This window comes from Stagnihabitans sp. (assembly GCF_964946895.1).
On record NZ_CBBQHX010000001.1, the window covers coordinates 208,111 to 227,509 of the forward strand.

The 19,399-nt window shown below is 65.7% G+C and carries 17 protein-coding genes; 8 read left to right on the forward strand and 9 right to left on the reverse strand.

Annotated features, from left to right (window positions below; genetic code table 11):
- Positions 1-116: 116 nt before the first annotated feature.
- Both AC1Y2B_RS01050 and AC1Y2B_RS01055 read left to right on the forward strand, forming a co-directional pair.
- Positions 117-2,087: a heme lyase CcmF/NrfE family subunit gene (locus tag AC1Y2B_RS01050; protein WP_482251180.1), complete on the forward strand. Its 1,971-nt coding sequence runs from the start codon at positions 117-119 to the stop codon at positions 2,085-2,087.
- Positions 2,084-2,536, forward strand: coding sequence for a cytochrome c-type biogenesis protein (locus tag AC1Y2B_RS01055; RefSeq protein ID WP_482251181.1), 453 nt, complete (start codon positions 2,084-2,086; stop codon positions 2,534-2,536). Before AC1Y2B_RS01050 ends, AC1Y2B_RS01055 begins: the two co-directional genes overlap by 4 nt.
- 128 nt (positions 2,537-2,664) lie before the next feature.
- On the opposite strand, the gene ilvN is transcribed toward AC1Y2B_RS01055, so the two are convergent.
- Positions 2,665-3,225, reverse strand: coding sequence for an acetolactate synthase small subunit (gene ilvN / locus AC1Y2B_RS01060; protein WP_482251182.1), 561 nt, complete (start codon positions 3,223-3,225; stop codon positions 2,665-2,667).
- Between the two features lie 72 nt (positions 3,226-3,297).
- Positions 3,298-5,049 (reverse strand): acetolactate synthase 3 large subunit, encoded by a 1,752-nt coding sequence (locus tag AC1Y2B_RS01065; protein WP_482251183.1) that lies wholly within the window; start codon positions 5,047-5,049, stop codon positions 3,298-3,300.
- Between the two features lie 491 nt (positions 5,050-5,540).
- Here AC1Y2B_RS01065 and AC1Y2B_RS01070 point away from each other — a divergent pair, with 491 nt between their 5' ends.
- From AC1Y2B_RS01070 to AC1Y2B_RS01085, 4 genes are all read left to right on the forward strand, one after another.
- Entirely contained in the window at positions 5,541-6,002 is a 462-nt protein-coding gene (locus AC1Y2B_RS01070) for a DUF2852 domain-containing protein (RefSeq protein ID WP_482251275.1), read from the forward strand.
- Between the two features lie 72 nt (positions 6,003-6,074).
- The gene (locus AC1Y2B_RS01075) at positions 6,075-6,524 is read left to right on the forward strand and encodes an RDD family protein (protein ID WP_482251184.1); all 450 of its coding nucleotides are present in this window, start codon (positions 6,075-6,077) and stop codon (positions 6,522-6,524) included.
- 70 nt (positions 6,525-6,594) lie between these two features.
- Positions 6,595-7,425 (forward strand): arginyltransferase, encoded by an 831-nt coding sequence (locus AC1Y2B_RS01080; protein WP_482251185.1) that lies wholly within the window; start codon positions 6,595-6,597, stop codon positions 7,423-7,425.
- A complete protein-coding gene (locus tag AC1Y2B_RS01085; RefSeq protein WP_482251186.1) occupies positions 7,422-7,802 on the forward strand; it encodes a VOC family protein in 381 nt (126 codons plus the stop codon). The genes AC1Y2B_RS01080 and AC1Y2B_RS01085 overlap by 4 nt, the downstream gene beginning before the upstream one ends.
- A gap of 69 nt (positions 7,803-7,871) precedes the next feature.
- On the opposite strand, the gene pdxA is transcribed toward AC1Y2B_RS01085, so the two are convergent.
- From pdxA to lptF, 5 genes are read right to left on the reverse strand one after another with little or no spacing between them, the layout of a single operon-like run.
- Positions 7,872-8,849 (reverse strand): 4-hydroxythreonine-4-phosphate dehydrogenase PdxA, encoded by a 978-nt coding sequence (gene pdxA / locus AC1Y2B_RS01090; RefSeq protein WP_482251187.1) that lies wholly within the window; start codon positions 8,847-8,849, stop codon positions 7,872-7,874.
- Positions 8,846-10,060 carry a peptidylprolyl isomerase gene (locus tag AC1Y2B_RS01095; RefSeq protein ID WP_482251188.1) on the reverse strand — a complete coding sequence of 405 codons (1,215 nt, stop codon included), beginning with the start codon at positions 10,058-10,060 and terminating at the stop codon, positions 8,846-8,848. Before AC1Y2B_RS01095 ends, pdxA begins: the two co-directional genes overlap by 4 nt.
- A 16-nt stretch (positions 10,061-10,076) precedes the next feature.
- A complete protein-coding gene (locus tag AC1Y2B_RS01100) occupies positions 10,077-12,209 on the reverse strand; it encodes an LPS-assembly protein LptD (protein WP_482251189.1) in 2,133 nt (710 codons plus the stop codon).
- Positions 12,209-13,303, reverse strand: a complete 1,095-nt coding sequence (gene lptG / locus AC1Y2B_RS01105; protein ID WP_482251190.1) for an LPS export ABC transporter permease LptG — start codon at positions 13,301-13,303, stop codon at positions 12,209-12,211. The genes AC1Y2B_RS01100 and lptG overlap by 1 nt, the downstream gene beginning before the upstream one ends.
- Positions 13,300-14,418, reverse strand: coding sequence for an LPS export ABC transporter permease LptF (lptF, locus tag AC1Y2B_RS01110; protein WP_482251191.1), 1,119 nt, complete (start codon positions 14,416-14,418; stop codon positions 13,300-13,302). Before lptF ends, lptG begins: the two co-directional genes overlap by 4 nt.
- 161 nt (positions 14,419-14,579) lie before the next feature.
- Here lptF and AC1Y2B_RS01115 point away from each other — a divergent pair, with 161 nt between their 5' ends.
- A complete protein-coding gene (locus AC1Y2B_RS01115) occupies positions 14,580-16,043 on the forward strand; it encodes a leucyl aminopeptidase (RefSeq protein ID WP_482251192.1) in 1,464 nt (487 codons plus the stop codon).
- 4 nt (positions 16,044-16,047) lie between these two features.
- Entirely contained in the window at positions 16,048-16,518 is a 471-nt protein-coding gene (locus AC1Y2B_RS01120; protein WP_482251193.1) for a DNA polymerase III subunit chi, read from the forward strand.
- 253 nt (positions 16,519-16,771) lie between these two features.
- Here AC1Y2B_RS01120 and eda read toward each other — a convergent pair whose 3' ends face one another.
- Both eda and edd read right to left on the reverse strand, forming a co-directional pair.
- A complete protein-coding gene (gene eda, locus AC1Y2B_RS01125; protein ID WP_482251194.1) occupies positions 16,772-17,413 on the reverse strand; it encodes a bifunctional 4-hydroxy-2-oxoglutarate aldolase/2-dehydro-3-deoxy-phosphogluconate aldolase in 642 nt (213 codons plus the stop codon).
- Positions 17,414-17,511: 98 nt separating this feature from the next.
- Positions 17,512-19,317 carry a phosphogluconate dehydratase gene (gene edd, locus AC1Y2B_RS01130; protein WP_482251195.1) on the reverse strand — a complete coding sequence of 602 codons (1,806 nt, stop codon included), beginning with the start codon at positions 19,315-19,317 and terminating at the stop codon, positions 17,512-17,514.
- Positions 19,318-19,399: the final 82 nt, after the last annotated feature.

Genomic DNA, 19,399 nt, shown 5'->3' on the forward strand with positions numbered 1-19,399 from the left:
CATCACTTCACGCGGCGCGGCGCCGCATCCGGTCTTCCCCCCATTGGATCGGGCGCTAAAACTCACTATGGTCGCGTCAAACGGACCGATGCGCCGATGCCCGAAAGGACCCGCCCATGATCGTCGAGCTTGGACATTTCGCCCTGATCCTTGCCTTTGTTGTTGCCTGCCTGCAGATGGTCTTGCCGCTGGTGGGGGCGCAGCGCAACGATGCCGTGCTGATGGCGGTGGCGGGCCCGGCGGCCACGGCGCAGTTCCTGCTGGTCGCCGTCAGCTTCGGCGCCCTGACCTATGCCTTTGTCACCGACGATTTCAGCCTGCGCCTGGTGGTGGAGAATTCGCATACGTTAAAGCCGATGCTCTACAAGGTGGCCGGGGTCTGGGGCAACCATGAGGGGTCCTTGCTGCTTTGGGTACTGGCGCTGAGCTTCTATGGGGCGACTGCGCATTGGTTTGGCGGGCAGTTGCCGGTGCGGCTGAAAGCGCGGGTGCTGGCGGTGCAGGGCGCGGTGGCGGTGGCCTTTCTGGCCTTCATGCTGTGGACCTCGAACCCGTTCCTGCGACTGGCCTATCCGCCGATGAACGGCCATGACATGAACCCCTTGCTGCAGGACCCGGGGTTGGCCTTCCACCCGCCGTTCCTGTATTTCGGCTATGTCGGCCTTAGCATGGCCTTCGCCTTCGCCGTCGCCGCCCTGATCGAGGGCCGGGTCGATGCCGCCTGGGGCCGCTGGGTGCGGCCCTGGACGCTGGTGGCCTGGCTGTTCCTGACCATCGGCATCACGATGGGCAGTCTTTGGGCCTATTATGAGCTGGGCTGGGGCGGCTTCTGGTTCTGGGACCCGGTGGAGAATGCCAGCTTCATGCCGTGGCTGATCGCCACCGCCCTGCTGCACTCCGCCATCGTGGTGGAAAAGCGCGAAAGCCTGAAGGCCTGGACGATCCTGTTGGCCATTCTGGCCTTTGGTTTTTCGCTGATCGGCACCTTCATCGTGCGGTCGGGGGTGATCACCTCGGTCCATGCCTTTGCCAGCGACCCGACGCGGGGGATGTTTGTGCTGGGCATCCTTGCGGTGTTTGTCGGGGGCGCGCTGACCCTGTTCGCCGCCCGGGCGGGCAGCCTTGACTCCAAGGGCGTCTTTGCCATGGTCAGCCGGGAAACCGGGCTGGTGCTGAACAACCTTCTGCTGACGGTGTCGTGCTTTGTGGTCTTCATCGGCACGATCTGGCCGCTGATCGCCGAGATCCTGTGGGGCAGGGCGGTTTCGGTTGGCGCGCCCTTCTTCAATGCGGCTTTCATGCCGTTCATGATCGGTCTTGCCCTGATCCTGCCGATTGGTGCGGTTCTGCCGTGGAAGCGGGCCGAGTTGGGCCGGGCGATGCGTCCCTTTGCCGGCGCGCTGGCGCTGGCGGTGGCGGCGGCGCTGCTGGCCTATGCGCTGACTTCGGGGCGCTCGCCCCTTGGACCGATGGGCGTGGCACTGGCGGTCTGGCTGGTTGCGGGGGCGGCGGTCGACCTTTGGCAGCGCTGCGGGCGGGGTGATTTCGCCAGCCGTCTGGGTCGCCTGACCCGTCTGCCGCGGGCCGACTGGGGCAAGGCCGTGGCCCATGGCGGCATGGGGGTGACGATCTTCGGGATTGTCGCACTGACCTCTTGGGCGGTCGAGGATATCCGGGTGCTGAAGGCCGGCGAAAGCTATGCGCTTGGCCCGTATCAGGTGCAGCTGACCGGCGTGCATGACGAGCCGGGCCCGAACTACACCGCGCGCGTCGCCGACATGGTGGTGACCAAGGGCGGGGTGGAGGTGGCCGTGATGCATCCGGCCAAGCGCACCTATCCGGTGCAGGCCATGGCCACGACCGAGGCGGCGATCCGCCCCGGCGTGTTTGGCGACATCTATCTGGTGGTGGGCGATCCGCAGGACGGCGGCGGCTATGCGGTGCGGTCCTATCTGAAGCCCTTTGCCGACTGGTTGTGGCTGGGCGGCCTGATGATGGCCCTGGGCGGCGTCTTGTCGCTGACCGACCGCCGCTACCGCGTGGCCGCCGGCGCCAGACGGCAGGCGCTGGGGGTGCCTGCGGAATGAAACGTCTCCTTCTGCCCCTGGCCTTTGTCCTGCTGGCCTCGCCCGCTTTCGCGGTGCGCCCGGATGAAATGCTGCCCGATCCCGCACTTGAGGCGCGGGCGCGCGAATTGTCCCAAGGCCTGCGCTGTCTGGTCTGCCGCAACGAAAGCATCGACGATTCCGATGCCGATCTGGCCCATGACCTGCGGGTTCTGCTGCGGCAGCGCCTGACGGCAGGCGACACCGATGCCCAGGCGGTGGATTACATCGTCGCCCGCTATGGCGAGTTCGTGCTGCTGAACCCCACGACCAAGGGCGCCAACCTGATCCTGTGGCTGGCAGGGCCCGCCGCCTTGCTGGCAGGGGCGGTGCTGGCCTTCATCGTCACCCGTCGCAGGGCGGCAGCCCCCGAGGCGGCCGGGCTGACGGATCAGGACAAGGCCCGGCTGGCGGACCTGCTGCAGGAGTAGGCGGGTGGCTTCCGCCCCCCGCACCCCCTGATCCAAGGGGCCTTTGGCCCCCTTGGAGAACCCCAAACAGACGCAGGGGAGCCACGGCCCCCCTGCACCCCCGTGGATATTTCTACCGTGTGAAAGGGTTACGCGCCGCGGGACAGGGCGGCCACGCCGGTCCGGGCCATTTCGCGCAAGCCCAGGGGGCGCATCAGGTCGGCGAAGGCGTCGATCTTTTCCGGTGTGCCGGTCATTTCGAAGACAAAGCTTTCCAGCGTGCTGTCCACCACATTGGCACGGAAGATTTCCGCCAGACGCAGCGCCTCGATCCGCGCCTCGCCCTTGCCCGCCACCTTGATCAAGGCCAGCTCGCGCTGAACCGAGGGGCCTTCGGCCGTCAGGTCATGCACTTCATGCACGGGAACCAGCCGTTCCAGCTGCGCCTTGATCTGCGCGATCACCGGCGGCGTGCCGCTGGTCACCACGGTGATCCGGCTCAGATGGCCTTCATGGTCAACTTCCGCCACGGTCAGGCTGTCGATGTTATAGCCGCGCCCCGAAAACAACCCGATCACCCGCGCCAGAACCCCGGCCTCGTTGGCGACCACGGCGGTCAGGGTATGGCTTTCGATCAGATCGCCGTTCGGGTCGCGCAACTCGTAAGCCGAATGGCTGTTGGAGCCCTTCTTGATATTGAGAGCGTTCATCTCTTCGCCCCTTTCATTTGTTCATAAATATCCCACGGGGGTGCGGGGGGACGAGCCCCCCGCTCCGCCAGTTCAAACCAGCACCGCGCCCTTGGAGCCGATCACCCCTTGCGTGTCGGCATCGCCCAGCAGCATCTCGTTGTGCGGCTTGCCTGACGGGATCATCGGGAAGCAGTTTTCGTGCTTTTCCACCCGGCAGTCGAAGATCACCGGGCCCGGATAGGCCAGCATCTCGCGGATCGCCTCGTCCAGATCGGCGGGGTCGTCGATGCTGATGCCTTTGCAGCCAAACGCCTCAGCCAGTTTCACGAAATCGGGCAGGGATTCGGACCAGCTGCTGGAATACCGCTCGCCGTGCAGCAATTCCTGCCACTGGCGGACCATGCCAAGGCGTTCGTTGTTCAGGATGAATTGCTTGACGGGCGCGCGGAACTGCATCGCCGTGCCCATTTCCTGCATGTTCATCAGCCAGCTTGCCTCACCGGCCACGTTGATCACCAACGAGTCCGGGTGCGCGATCTGCACGCCGATCGAGGCGGGCAGGCCATAGCCCATGGTGCCAAGGCCACCCGAGGTCATCCAGCGGTGCGGATCCTCAAAGCCAAGGAACTGCGCGGCCCACATCTGGTGCTGGCCGACTTCGGTGGTGATGTAGCGGTCCATGCCCTTGGTCAGCGCTTCCAGACGCTCCAGCGCGTATTGCGGCTTGATCGTCTTGGTCGAGCCCTTGTAGGTCAGGCACTTGACCGCCCGCCATTCATTGATCTGTGCCCACCACTTCGGCAGCGCGGTGCGGTTGGTCTTCGAGCCACGGGCGCGCCATTGGCGCAGGACCTCTTCCAAGACCAGCGTCACATCGCCGACGATGCCCACGTCAACCCGCACGACCTTGTTGATCGAAGAGGGGTCGATGTCGATATGGACCTTCTTGGAATGCGGGCTGAAGTCCTTGATCCGCCCGGTGATGCGGTCGTCAAACCGCGCGCCGATGTTGATCATCAGATCGCAGCCGTGCATCGCGAGGTTGGCTTCATAAAGCCCGTGCATCCCCAACATGCCCAGCCAGTTCTTGCCCGACGCCGGATAGGATCCAAGCCCCATCAGGGTCGAGGTGATCGGGAAATCCGTCTCGGCCACCAGATCGCGCAGCAAGGTTGATGCGGTGCGGCCCGAGTTGATCACGCCGCCGCCGGTATAGAAGACCGGGCGTTCGGCGGTTTCCATCAGGTCGACCAGCTTGGCGATCTGATCCTCATCCCCACGCACGCGCGGTTGATAGTGCGAGACCTTGGACTCTTCGCGCGGCGTGTATTGCGCTGTGGCGAACTGCACGTCCTTCGGAATGTCGATCAGCACCGGGCCGGGGCGGCCGTGGGTGGCGACGTGGAAGGCCTGATGGATGGTCTCGGCCAGCTTGGCGGTGTCTTTGACCAGCCAGTTCATCTTGGTGCAGGGCCGGGTGATGCCCACCGTATCGGCCTCTTGGAAGCCATCGGTGCCGATCATGAACGTGGGCACCTGACCCGACAGCACGATGATCGGGATGGAATCCATCAGCGCATCCGTAAGCCCGGTGACCGCGTTGGTCGCGCCCGGACCCGAGGTCACCAGCGCCACGCCCGGCTTGCCGGTGGACCGCGCATAGCCTTCGGCCATGTGGACGGCACCCTGTTCGTGGCGCACCAGAATGTGCTTGATGTCGTTCTGCTGGAAAATCTCGTCATAGATCGGCAGCACGGCGCCACCGGGGTAGCCAAAGACCACCTCGACGCCCTGATCCTTGAGCGCCTGCACCACCATTCTAGCCCCGGTCATCTGCCGCATCGTCATATCCTTCGCTCAACAAAAAGCCCCCGGGAGGTCCTGGGGGCGCATGGTCACCTGTCAGGGTTGCCGTCACCGGCCCATGCGCCACCTTACCCATACAAGAGAGAGAACCATGTCCCGCCTCGTTATCCCGATTTTCACGTCGAACGGGACACTATGTTTGGCAGCCGGGGGCGTCAACCGCAAATCGACACGAAAAATGTCGCAGGGGCGGGATTTTTTGAACTATTCTTGCGATACGTCGTACTCTGACGCAAGTTTCGGTAAATTCATCGGGCAGGGCAGGGCGCTTGCGGCCAGATCGGCGGAATTTGGCTTAATGTAAATATCCGTTACATCACATCTTGAACGGCACAAGCGGCAGGGCCATCTTGGGTCCATGTGAAAAGCCTTCACATTCAACCGCAACCCCAAAGGGAGAGAGACGCCTCATGTACAGCCAGCCCCAAACCCAACCTGCCTTTCGCGGACCGGGCGGCATCTTCACCATGGCGCGCAACGTCGAGGCCTGGCTGGACGCCCGTGGTCGCCCGGCCTGGATCGCCGCGATGGTCCTTGGTTTCGTCTTTGTCTGGCCCGTGGGCCTCGCCCTTCTGGCCTATATGATCTGGAGCAAACGCATGTTCAACCGTTCCTGCGGCGAAGGCCGCGACCAAGCCCGTCACAACTGCGGCCACCGCTTTGGCAGCCAGTGGGGCGACAAGATGGGCGCCTGGGGCGACCGCGCCGGCCGCTGGGGCGACCGTGGGGGCAGCTTCCGCTCCTCGGGCAACTCGGCCTTCGACGCCTACAAGGAAGAAACCCTGCGCCGCCTGAGCGAAGAGCAGGACGCTTTCCAGGCCTTCCTGCAGCGCCTGCGTGACGCCAAGGACAAGACCGAGTTCGACGCCTTCATGGAAGACCGCGCCAAGGCGGCGCAGGCTCCGAAGTCTGACGTCACCGAAGTCTGACCCAAACGACCTTCTGCGGCCCCGGGTCCGGGGCCGCATATCGCAACACCGGATTCCCAAAGGGACCCCAAGATGTACGCTGCCCGCCCCTATACGCTTCATGTGATCCCCGAGGATCTGCTTTATGCCGAGGTGGCCCCGCGCCGCCTGATCGCCTGGGGCATCGACACCGTGATCATCGCCATGATCACCGCGCTGATGATCCCGCTGACCGGGTTTCTGGCGCTGTTCTTTCTGGGCGGCCTCTATCTGGCGGTCAGCTTCCTGTACCGCTGGCTGGGGCTGGCCCGCGCCTCGGGCACCTTGGGCATGCGGATCATGGGCCTGACCTTGCGGGACGCGCAGGGCCAGCGGCTGGATGGCCTGACGGCATTCCTGCACACGCTGTTTTACACGCTCTCGGTTGCCTTCGTCTTCCCGCAGATGATCTCGGTCGCGCTGATGGCCTTCACGCGGGCGCATCAGGGGCTGTCCGATATCGTGCTGGGCTCGCGGCTGGTCAACCTCAGCGCCTTTGGCTGATGTAACAAGGCCCTTGGCGTCCGCCTCGGGCCTTGCTAACCTCACGGTCTGTTCTCAGTCAAAGGCCGCCATGCGCCATACGCTTCCCATCGCGCCGCAGTTCTATGTGACGGCGCCGCAACCCTGCCCCTATCTCGACGGGCGGTTCGAGCGGAAGCTGTTCACCGCCCTGCAGGGCGAACATGCGCAGCGCCTGAATGACTCGCTGTCCAAGCAGGGCTTCCGCCGGTCGCAGAACGTGCTTTACCGGCCCTCCTGTGCGGAATGTTCTGCCTGCCTGTCCGCCCGAATTCGCGTGGCGGATTTTGTCCCCTCGCGCACGCAACGCCGGGTGATGAAGGCCACGGCCCACCTGCGCCGCAACGCCACCTCGCCTTGGGCGACCGAAGACCAGTTCACCCTGTTCCGCCGCTATCTGGACGAACGCCACGCCGATGGCGGCATGGCTGACATGGACGTCTTCGAATTCGCCGCGATGATCGAGGAGACGCCGATCAAGTCCCGCGTCATCGAATACACAAGGCCCGCCGGCCCCGGAGAGCGTGGCCGCCCCTTGGCCTGCGTCAGTCTGACCGATGTCTTCGACGATGGTCTGTCGATGGTCTATTCCTTCTACGACCCCGATCTGCAGCACCTGTCCTTGGGCACCTTTGCCATCCTTGACCATATCGAGATCGCCCGAGAGGCGGGTCTGCCCTTCGTCTACCTTGGCTACTGGGTGCCGGGATCGCGCAAGATGGGCTACAAGGCGAAATTCTCGGGACTGGAGATTTACAAGGGCGGGCAATGGGTTGCCATCGGTGACCCGGCCAACCACCGGGCCGAACTGCATCCCTTGTCGGTAGAGCCCATCGCCGAACAGGTCGCCCGCATCGCCTTGCCCGAAGCGCGCACCCCGTGAAACTGGCCGCCTTCACCGTCCTTGTCCCCGACTATGACCCCGCCATCGCCTTCTTCTGCGATGGCTTGGGCTTCACCTTGACCGAGGATATCCCGCAGGGCCGCAAACGCTGGGTCACGGTGGCGCCACCGGGTGACAACATCCGCCTCGTCCTTGCCCGTGCCGAGGGCGAGGCGCAATGTGCCGCCCTCGCCCATCCGGCCGGCGGTCGGGTGTGGCTGTTCCTGCAATCTGCCGATTTCGCCGCCGATGCCGCCAGGATCACCGCCGCCGGTGGCATCTTCGAGGAGGTCCCGCGCCATGAGCCCTACGGCACCGTCGCCGTCTGGCGCGACCCGTTCGGCAACCGTTGGGATCTGATCCAGCCCGCAAGCTGACCCCCCGCGCCCCCCTTCATTTGTTCCCAAATATCCCACGGGGGTGCGGGGGTGTGAAACCCCCGCTCTTTAGGCCGATGCCCGACGCGCCGCAGCCATTCTTGCCGCCATCCGCAGCGCCGCCACCGTGCTGTCAGGTCGCGCCAAATCCTGCCCCGCAATGTCAAACCCGGTGCCGTGGTCGGGCGAGGTGCGGATGAAGGGCAGGCCGAGGGTCACATTGACCCCGCCGTCAAAATCCAGCGTCTTGATCGGGATCAGCGCCTGATCGTGGTACATGCAGACCGCCGCGTCATAGCCTGCCCGGGCGCGGGCGTGGAACATCGTGTCGGCGGACATCGGCCCGCGCAGATCAAACCCCTCGGCCCGCAGACGGTCAAGCAGGGGGGCGATCATGGTGATCTCTTCGCGCCCCATCGCCCCGCCTTCCCCGGCATGAGGGTTGAGGCCGGCGATGGCCAGTCGCGGTCGTGCGATGCCGAAGTCGCGCTGCAAGCCAGCGGCGGTCAGGCGGATCACCTGTTCCAGCAGGGCCGGGGTCAGGGCCTGCGGCACCTCTGACAGGGCGATGTGGATCGTCGCGGGCACCACGCGCAGGGTTTCCGAGGCCAGCATCATCACCACCGGCACGTCGCCGGCCAGATGGGCCAGATATTCGGTATGGCCGGGAAAGGCGAAGCCCGCGCCATCCTTCAGCGCCTTCTTGTGAATGGGCAGCGTACAGATGGCCGAGGCCTGCCCGCCCTGCACCAAGGCCACGGCGCGGGCGATGACGTCGATCACGCCCTGCGCGTTGGCAGGGTCCGGCACGCCAGGGATGGCCCGGCCTGCAAACGCATGGCGCAGCACCGGCAGCCGATCCGGCGGCACCCGGGCCGCTTCTGCCGGGGACGCGATTTCGGCAAAGGCTGCGCCTTTGGGCAAATGCCTTGGATCGCCCAGCCAGAAGAAGTCCAACCCGGGCAGCGCGGCGCGGGCGGCCACCGCAATCTCGGCACCAATGCCCGCAGGCTCACCACAGGTCAGTGCGATCGGCGCGAGGGTCATTGGGTGACGATGATCGCCTGGCTGCGCAGCTCTTCCAGATAGGCCTGCGCCAGAAGTCCCAGCTTGTGGTTCAAAAGGTCGGTCGTCACGTCATCGCGCGACGGCGTCACCTGCGACTGCGGGGTGCGGGCGCACAGCATCACCAGCGCGGGTTGGCCATTGTCCGCGGTCACCACCGTGGATTCGCCGGCATCCAGCCCCGCCATCGCCGCCCGCAGGCCGGCGGGCAGGGCCGCCTCGGCCACCGTCTGGCGCTGCAGGGCGGCAACGGGCAGGCCGCGCGCCGCGACGTTCAACTGGTCGCAACCGGTCAGGCTGGCCTTGGCCTTGGCCAGATCCGCTCCGGCTCCCGGCTGAAACAGCGCGTAGTCGACCTGCGGCGCACCCTTGGCCGGCCCGGGCCCCTGACTTTCGTCGCGCAGGAAATACAGTGTCAACGAGCCCTTTTGCGGGATCGGCGGCGTCATCTCGCCGGGTTTCAGCTTGGTCACGGCCCCGGCCACCTCGGGCGGCAGCGCCGAGACGTCGATCCAGCCCAAAGCCCCACCGCCCGCCGCCGTGGCGACTTTGGAGTAGAGTTTGGCCTCCATCCCGAAATCGGCTTCGGACTTGACCTTTTCCTTGATGCGCGCGGCCGAGGTGGCAAGGTCGGTCTTGCCGTCATCCAGCATCACGATTTCAGACAACAGCACCCGCAGCGTTCCGCCCGAGGCCGCCCCCAGCGCAATGGCGCGGTCCACCTCGGCGTCCGACACCCGGATGCGCCCGGCGTATTTGGCCCGCAGCGCCGCCCGCCACAACGCGCCAGCCTTGACGAAATCGCGGAAGGTCTGCGGCTGCACGCCGTTGTCGGCCAGCACCTTCAGGAAGGCATCGGTCGTCAGATTGCCCCTTGCGGCGAATTCGTCCATCCCGGCACTGACATCGGCTTCGGTGACCGCAGCCCCCAGCGCCTTGGCGGCATCCGCTTCCAGACGATCGGCGATCAGCCCGTCCACCGCCGCCTTTTCGACGTCGCCGCCCTGGTTCACCACCTTGAGGAAGGCCGCGCGCTGCTGCACCTCGAACCGGGTGATCACCAGCCCGTTGACCATCACGGCCGGTGTGAAAAGATCGGCCTGCGCCCAGGCCCCCGTTGTCAGACCCGCCCCGCCAAGGCCAAGACCCACGGCCAGCACCAGACCCGTAACCCGCTTTGCAATCCGCATCATCCGCTTTCCCGTTCCGTCACCCGCGGCAGACCTGCTGCGTCCCCGTCCGGGAACTGCCGCCGAAGCCCAGCAGCTCGACCGACAGGCCGAAATCCGTGCTCGGTTTCACACTAGCCGACGACGTGTATCTGCGCGAGACGGAAAGATCGAAGGACAGGCATTCATTCTGGAAGTTCAGCTTAAGCCCGGCCTGTGCCATGGCATGGGCCGCCAGATCATAGCGGTTGGTCAGTTGCCCGCGCCAGTTGCGCGTCAGGTCATAGCTGGCGTCCATCACGATCTCGCGCACCGGGTCCAGACGGTTCTCGGTCGGCGCAGCCTTGAGGTATTCATAGCCGCCTGAAAGGGCGTAGGTCGGCCGGGTCAGGTCAAAGCGCATCTCGCCCTTGGTCAGCGACAGGTTGTCGCCCGCCACCACGCGGCTGGTCACGCTGAGCCCCTTGCCATCGGCCAGCGAGCCCGAGACCATCCAGTCTGAACTGCGCCCCGCAAGACCCGAGGCGGCGTCGAACTGCCCCAGATCGGCAAAGCGCATCACCCGTCCGGCGGTCATGCCCAGCGTCCAGCCCTGCGCCGCCGTGCGCAGATAGTTGACGCCCAGATTGACCCGCGTGCCGCCCTCGAAGGCGTCAGAGCCGGGGTAGCGGTCCAGCGCGAACAGGTTGCTTTCATCGAACTCGACCAGCGTGGAATCCTCGTTCGGGATCCGGCTGTCGGGTTTGGGGGCGGCCACCACCTGCACCACCGGTTCGATCAGCTGGCTGGTGCCGTTGGCCCCGGCCTTGACCCAGGGCCAGCGCAGTTCGACCCCTGTCACGGCGGTACCGCGATAGGGATAGCCGTTGTACAGGCCATCCTGCCGGATCGCGTAGAAATCCGCCTCGGCATCGGCGCCGGTGGAAATCTCGATCCCGTTGGTCAGGGTCCAGTTCCGCCGCCAAGTGCCCTTGAAGGTCACCCGGCTCATGTCGCGGCCATCGGGAATGCCATCGCCATTGCTGTCCAGCAGCGAGGTCGAGGGGCGGAAATGGCTGTTGGTCTGCGCCACGAATTCGCCCTCGCCGCCCAGAAGGGCGGGCAGGAAGCGGCGGTGAAAGGTAAAATCGGTCAGAAAACTGGGCTGGATCGCGCTGTTGTCCCCCGCCCGCAGCGAGCGCAGGCCAATCGCCTCGGCCGAGAAGTACAGGTTGCGCTGCACCCGTGTCACCGCCACCGTGCTGTCCAGCCGGTCGGCGTCCGAGATGCCGTAGTCCAGAAGATAGGATTTGTCGCTGACCGCGATGCCATGCAGCGACAGGGTATAGCCTTGGCCAAGATCAAAGGCGCCGGTCGCCTCCAGATAGCCGCGGGCGCGGTCGGATTTGATGTGGTCTTGCGTCACCGCCCCCGACACCACCAGCGTCCCGGTCTGAAACGCCTGACGGTAGCGCAGGTCCAGCGTGTGATCGCCGCCGGTGCTGACATAGGGCGTCAACAGCAGGTCACGGCTGGGGCCCATCACGATGAAATAGGGCAGTTTCAGTCCGGTGCCCAAGGCCGTCGTGGTGCGCATCTTGGGCATCAAGAACCCGGTGGCGCGGTTCAACGTCGGATCGGGCACGCGCAGCACGGGCAAAAACAGCACCGGCACCCCGGCAAACCGCAGCGTGGCGTCGGAAAACCAGATTTGCTGGGCCAGCGCGTCATGCACAACCTCGCGCGCCCGGATCTCCCACAGGGGCGTGGTGTTGCCCTGACAGATCGTGCAGGACGACGCCACGACCTGCCGCATCGCCGTAAGCCTGCCGCCATCGGTGCGCAGCACTTGCCCCGCCGCCAGTTGCAGCTTCTGGTCCAGTACGATCCGGGCCGAGGTCAGCAACCCCTCGGTCAGATCCGCCGACAGTTCTGCCTGATCGGCCAGAAACACCCCGCCCTTGCCATCGTCGATATGGATCGGCCCGGTGATCGACAGGTGATTGGCCGACTGGTCATAGGTGATGGCGCTGGCGGTCAGGTGCTGGCCCTTGAAAAAGACCTCGACATGGCCCTTGGCCTCCAGCACCGATTGCGATTGCAGCGTGACGCTGTCGGCCACCAGCGTGGCGCGATCCTGCGCTGCCGCCGCAAAGGGCAGCACCATCAGAAGTGCCAGCAGCAGCCCGCGCATCAACCATCCTCCAGATGCAGCAAGAATCCCAGTGCCAGCATGGCCGCTGCAAGGGGCGGAGTCCATGCGGCCATAAGGACCGGGATCTGGCCATTCTCGCCCAACACCTGCCCGAAGTTGCGCAGAAAGAAGACGGCAAAGCCCGACAGCAGGGCGAACAGGACCAAAGTGCCGGTCTTGGCCATCCGCGCATGGCGCATGGTGAAGCCTGCCGCAATCAGGACCATGGCGGCCAACAGCAGCGGCAGGGCCAGCTCCATCTGGAACCAGACCTGATGGCTTCTGGCTGAAAATCCTGCCTTTTCAAGGCTTTGTATATAGTTTGGCAGGTTCCAGAAGCTGATCGCACTGGGTGTGCCGAAGCTGTCATGGATGCGGTCGCGGGTCAGGTCGGTGGCAATCGTCGCCCCCTCGGCCAGGGGCTGCATGGCCCGCTCGGGGTTGTCCGCCGTCAGCGGCCAGGCCTTCGCGTTGGACAGCTGCCAGAACCCCGGGATCAGCGTGGCCTTTTCCGCTTCGATCCGCTGCTGAGGCGAGCCGTCGGGGGCGAAGGTCAGGAAACTTGCGGTGAACAGCACAGTGCCGTCCAGATTGGCCCGTGCCGCTTCGATCACGGTCTGGCCCTGATCATTGCCCTGCCGCAGCCAAAGCCCGCTGTCCGACACCGACAGAACCGACCCGCCCCGGGCATGGCCCGCCGACAGGATGTCATACCGGCGCGAGGTGGCGGCCACCAAAGGGTCCAGCACCGCGACCGAGAACAGGCCGACGACAAAGGCCGTCACGACCGGCGCCATCAGGAACGACAGGCCCGACCGGCCCGAAGAGCGGACAACCACCAGTTCGGATGACCGCGCCAGTCCCAGAAACAGCCCGATCGCCGACAGAATCAGGATCAGCGGCAAGATGCGGTACAGCGTGGCGGGAACGTTCATCAAGGACAGTTGGAACGCCTCGGACAGGGTCAGGCCGGGGGTGGCGAACTTGCGCATCTCGTCGATCAGGTCGATCATCAGCATCAGGGCAAAAAACCCCGCGAAGACCCGCAGGAACAGCCACAAGAAGCGCCGCGCGATGTAAAGGTTCAAGATCATGCCGGCGCACCCTTCGCAACAGACCGCGGCTTGCCCGCCCACCACAAAAGCCCCCAAGCCAGCAGCAGCCCGAAGACCGGCGCGACATAGGCCAGCACCCAGCCCTGCGCCGATTTGCCACCCAGCGCATTGGCCGAGGTGGAAAGCCCCTGCACCAGCACCAGAAGGCAGATCGCCATCACGATCTGCCGCCACAGCCCGAACCGGCTGAACCCACCGACCAGAAGCGAAGCGAACCCCACCAGCGCCACCGACACCGCCAGCAACGGCTCGGCAAAGCGGCTGTGACCGTCAAAGCGCAGCGCGTTGGCGGTTTCGCCGGTCTCGGTGACCAAGGCCGGCGTCGGCCACAACAGCTCCGCCGTCGACAACTCGCCCGAGGTGCGGTTGGGGCGGACCGATGCCGTCAGCAAGGCCCCGATGTCAAAGGTGAAATCGGCAAACCGCGTCACCGAAAGCTTGTGGCCGGCCATATCCAGCACCTGCGCCATGCCGTCGAACATGATCAGCTTGGGCCCCGCATCGCCGCGCACGAACAGCGCCTTGCGGGCGGTGTAGGTGGTGTGCTCGGTCGGGTCGCGTTCATCGGCCAGAAACAGGTCCAAAAGCTCGCCCTGCGGCGAAATCTCGCGGATATACAGCGTGACATCCGGCGAGGGATGGCTGAACTGCCCCTCGTTCAGATAGCGCGCCGTGATGTTTTCCGACATGGCGGCGCGGGCCGACACCAGCGTGGCGCGGCTGGCCGGCACCAGCACATGCGCCATCATCAGCATCATCCCTGCGACGATCAGACCGAAGTAGAACACCGGTCGCGCCAGCCGGAAGGCCGAAAAGCCGGTGGCCTGCATCACCACAAGCTCGCTTTCCGTCATCATCCGGTTGGTGCCATAAACCGTGGCGATGAAGGCCGCCACCGGCAGCACCAGCTTGATCACCGACGGCAGCGTCAGAAGCGAGAATTCCAGAAACACCAGCGCCGATTGGCCATCGCCGATCAGCTGGTCAAACAGCCCCACCGCCTTGTTGATCCAGTAGACCCCCACCAGAACCAGCGCGAAGAACCCGAACAAGCCGAGAAGTTGCGACAGAATATAGCGGTCGATCCGTGGCAAATTCCGTCCTCTGTCCCTTTGGCCCGCAGCCTTATGCCTTGGGCGACCCTAAACCGAAAGCCGGGCGGGGTAAAACTCCTATCTGGCCATTCGGCCCCCTCGGGGCTAGCTTGCGGCATATCCCAGCCACTTGCGTGGCAGACCCATAGGCGGAGCTTTGCATGACCGACGTCCTTTCCCCCGAACTTCTGGCTTTTGACGCGGAAACGCTGGCGACCCGCGCCGGACGCCTGACCCTGATCGTCGATGGCACCGCCCCCAGCGGCACCGCCGCGCGCCGGGTCGACCGGCTGACCAAGGGCGCCGTGACGCGGCTGATGGCGTCAGAGGCCTGGGGCAAGGTGAAACCCGGCGAGTCCCTTGATCTGACCTGGCCCGCAGGCCTTGCCGCCGAAACGGTTCAGGTCCTGCGCCTGCCGCGCAAGGCCGATGTCGCCACCGCGCGCAAGGCGGGCGGTGCCATCGCAAGGGGCAAGGCCGACACGCTGGTGCTGGTGGAAAACCACCCGCGTCAGGCCGATCTGTTCTTGGGCCTGCTGCTGCGCGCCTATGACTTTGACATCTACAAATCCGGCGAGAAGACGCCGCGCGGCGCCGTGACGCTGATGGTCTCGGAGGTCGAGGCGGCGACGGCCGCCCTCACCTCGGCCACGGCCCTGGCGCAGGGCATCTTCTTCACCCGCGATCTGGTGAACGAACCGGCCAACGTCCTGACCACGATCGAATTCGCCCACCGCCTGACTGGCCTGCGCGACCTTGGCGTGCATGTCGAGGTGATCGAGGAAGACGAACTGGAACGTCTGGGCATGCGCCTTCTTCTGGGCGTCGGCATCGGCTCGGAATGCCCGACCAAGATGGTGGTGATGCGCTGGAATGGCGGGGTCGAGGGCGAAGCGCCCTTTGCGCTGGTCGGCAAGGGGGTCTGCTTTGACACCGGCGGGATTTCCATCAAGCCGGCGGGCGGCATGGAAGAGATGACGATGGACATGGGCGGCGCGGGTGTCGTGGCCGGCGTCATGAAAACCCTCGCCCTGCGCGGGGCCAAGGCCAATGTCGTGGGTCTGGTCGGTCTGGTCGAGAACATGCCCGACGGTCGCGCCCAGCGCCCGGGTGACATCGTGACCTCGATGAAGGGCGACACGGTCGAGGTGATCAACACCGATGCCGAGGGGCGCTTGGTGCTGGCCGATGTGCTGTGGTACACCCAGCAGACCTTCAGACCCAAGGGGATCATCAACCTTGCCACCCTGACCGGCGCAATCATGGTGGCGCTGGGGGCCGAACACGCCGGAGTCTTCTCCAACAACGACGACCTGTGCGGCGCCTTCCTGAAGGCGGCGGGGGCGGAAGGTGAAGGTGCGTGGCGGATGCCGATGGCGCAGGGCCATGACGACAAGCTGAAATCGCGGCTGGCCGACATGATGAACGTCGGCGGGCGGGAGGGCGGGGCGACGATCGCGGCGCATTTCCTCAAGCGTTTCGTCAAGGATGACATGCCTTGGGTCCATCTGGACATCGCTGGCGTGACATTGCTGAAATCCGAAACGCCCACGGCGCCGAAAGGTGCGACCGGCTGGGGCGTTCTGGCGCTGAACCGCCTGATCGCTGACAAGTACGAGGGCTGACGGCGTGCCCGCCACGGCGGTCTTCTACCACCTGATCTCCTCGGGTCTGGACGAGACGGTGATGACCACCGTCGCGCGCGCCCTGGGTGCGGGCTGGCGCGTGATGATCCGCGCGCCAGACCCGGGGCTGCTGGACCATCTGGACGCCAAGCTGTGGCTGGGGCCGGAAGACGGTTTTCTGGCGCATGGACTGGCGGGCTCAGACCATGACGCCGATCAGCCGGTGCTGCTGGGGCAGGGCCCCATCGCCAATGGTGCCAAGGGCCTGATGCTTCTGGCAGGAGCGGACGCCGGTCGCGACGAGGTGATGGGGCTGGAGCGGGTCTGGATCTTCTTCGACGGCGCCGACCCCGAGGCGGTGGCGCTGGCCCGCCAACGCTGGACGACCTTCACCGGCTGGGGCCTTGCCGCGCAATACTGGAGCGACGAGGGCGGCGCCTGGGTGAAGAAGACCGAACGGGCCGCAGCGATCTGACCGCGTCCCGCCCCGGCCGGGCTCGCGATAAATCGCGTCGCCCGGCGGCCGGGTTTCGCGGGCCGGGGTGCGTTTTGGCGGTGCGTTTTGGCGGTGCGTTTTGGCATGGGGGCCGCCGCAGGGGATTTCGTCCCGACCCGGCCGGGCTCGCGATAAATCGCTTCGTCCGGCCTAACAAATGGTTAACGGAATTTCGAAAGCCTATCGTTTTCATAGGCTTGTCCATGATTGCACGCGTGCAATCCTATGGGTTTCACGCCCGGAGCGCCTTGGCTTCAGCGGCCAAAGCCGTGATGGTGGCCCAATCGCCTTTGGCCAAGGCCTCTTTCGGCGCGACCCAGCTGCCGCCGACGCAGAGGATGTTGGACAGCCCCAGATAATCGCGCGCGTTCTTCAGGCTGATGCCGCCGGTCGGGCAGAACTTGACCTGCGGAATCGGCGAGCCGATCGACTTGAGGTAGGCCGCACCGCCGGCCTGCTCGGCGGGGAAGAATTTCTGGACCGTGTAGCCCTTCTCCAGCAGCGCCATGATCTCGGAGGCGGTGGCGGCGCCGGGCAACAGCGGCAGATCATATTCGGCGCAGGCATCGAGCAGACGTTCGGTGGCACCCGGCGAGACGCCGAACTTGGCGCCGGCGGCCTTGGCGGCCTTGACGTCGGCAGGCGTCAAGAGCGTGCCTGCACCCACGACGCCGCCTTCGACCTCGGCCATGGCGCGGATCGCGTCCAGGGCGACCGGGGTGCGGAGAGTCACCTCCAGCGCGGGCAGGCCTCCGGCGACGAGGGCCTTAGCCAGATTGGCGGCATGGGCGAGGTCGTCGACCACGATCACCGGGACGACCGGGGCGAGGCGGCAGATTTCGGCGGCAAGGCGGGATTGTTCGGCGGGGGTCATGGTCTAGTCCTGTCAGGCGGGGCGCTGGGGGAGGCGAAGCGCCTCCGGCGGGAGTATTTGGCAAGGAGCAAATCGGGGGCGTTAGCCTACCCCCTGGGTCAGTACAGGCTGGAGGCGCCTTCGGTCGAGGGGCCGACTTGCGCGCGGAAGGCGGCGAAAAGCTCGCGGCCAAGGCCCCAGGCGTTGTGGGAGAGGTCGGCGGTGGCCAGGGGGCGGGCGTCGAAGTCGGCGGCGAGCACGGTGAGGGTGCCGGCCACGGCGTCGAGGCGGACCACGTCGCCGTCGCGCAGTTTCGCGATCGGCCCGCCGGCCGCCGCCTCGGGAGAGACGTGGATGGCGGCGGGAACTTTGCCCGAAGCGCCGGACATGCGGCCGTCGGTGACCAATGCCACCTTCAGGCCGCGTTCCTGCAGGATCGAGAGTGTCGGGGTCAGCGAGTGCAGTTCCGGCATCCCATTGGCTTGCGGGCCCTGGAAACGGACGACGACGATGGTGTCGGTGGTGAACGCCCCGGCCTTGAAGGCGGTTTTCACGTCGTTCTGGTCGTGGAAGATGCGGACGGGAGCTTCGATGATATGACGCTCGGGCGCTACCGCGCTGACCTTGATCACGCCACGGCCGAGGTTCCCGCTCAGTTGTTTCAGGCCGCCGGTGGCGGCGAAGGGGGCCGTGACCGGGCGGACGATCTTGTCGTTCAGGGTTTCCTTGGCGCCGTCTTGCCAGATCAGGCGGCCCATGTGCAGTTTGGGTTCGCGGCGGTAGGCGGCGAGGCCGTCGCCCATCACGGTCTTGGCATCTTCATGCAGCAGGCCTGCATCCATCAACTCGCGCATCAGGAAGCCGAGGCCCCCGGCGGCGTGGAAGGCATTCACGTCGGCCATCCCGTTGGGATAGACTTTCGCCATCAGGGGCACGGCCGCAGAGAGGTCGTCGAAGTCGTGCAGGTCCAGGAGCACGCCCGAGGCGCGGGCCATGGCGGGCAGGTGCAGGACGAGGTTGGTGGAGCCGCCCGTCGCCATCAGGCCGACGATGCCGTTGACATAGGCGCGTTCGTCGAGGATCTCGCCCGCCGGGCGGAAGTCGTTGCCAAGGGCGGTGATGGCGCTGGCGCGTTCGACGGCGGCGATGGTGAGCGCTTCGCGGAGCGGCGTGCCGGGGTTGACGAAGGACGAGCCGGGCAGGTGCAGGCCCATGAACTCCATCAGCATCTGGTTGGTGTTGGCGGTGCCGTAGAAGGTGCAGGTGCCGATGCCGTGGTAGCTGGCCATCTCGGCGGCCATCAGGGCGTCACGGCCGACCTCGCCATTGGCGAAGGCGTTGCGGACGCGGGATTTTTCCTCATTCGGCAGGCCTGTGGACATCGGGCCTGCCGGGACGAAGACCGCCGGGATATGACCGAAGGTGGCGGCGGCGATGATCAGGCCGGGCACGATCTTGTCGCAGACACCAAGGTACATGGCAGCGTCGAAGGTGTTGTGGCTCAGCGCGATGCCTGCGGCCATGGCGATGACGTCGCGGGAGAAGAGCGACATCTCCATCCCCGGCTGGCCTTGAGTTACACCGTCGCACATGGCCGGGACGCCGCCGGCGACTTGGGCCGTGGCGCCGACGCGGCGGGCGGTGGTGCGGATCAGTTCGGGGTAATGTTCATAGGGTTGGTGGGCCGAGAGCATGTCGTTGTAGGCGGTGACGATGCCGATATTGGGGGCGCGCCCCTCGGCCAAGGCGGCCTTGTCCTGCGTCATCGCCGCATAGGCATGGGCCTGATTGCCGCACGACAGATGGGCGCGGACCGGTCCCTTGGCGACGGCCTGCGCCATCCGGTCCAGATACAGTCCCCGCGAGTGCTGCGAGCGTTCGCGGATGCGGTCGGTCACACGGGCGATGGTAGGGTGCAGGGCCATGGAATCCTCGAAGAACTTGGGTGCAGGCAGAATAGCAAAGTCCGTTAGCGCTAACAACCCCGCACAGCTTGGATGAGTTTGG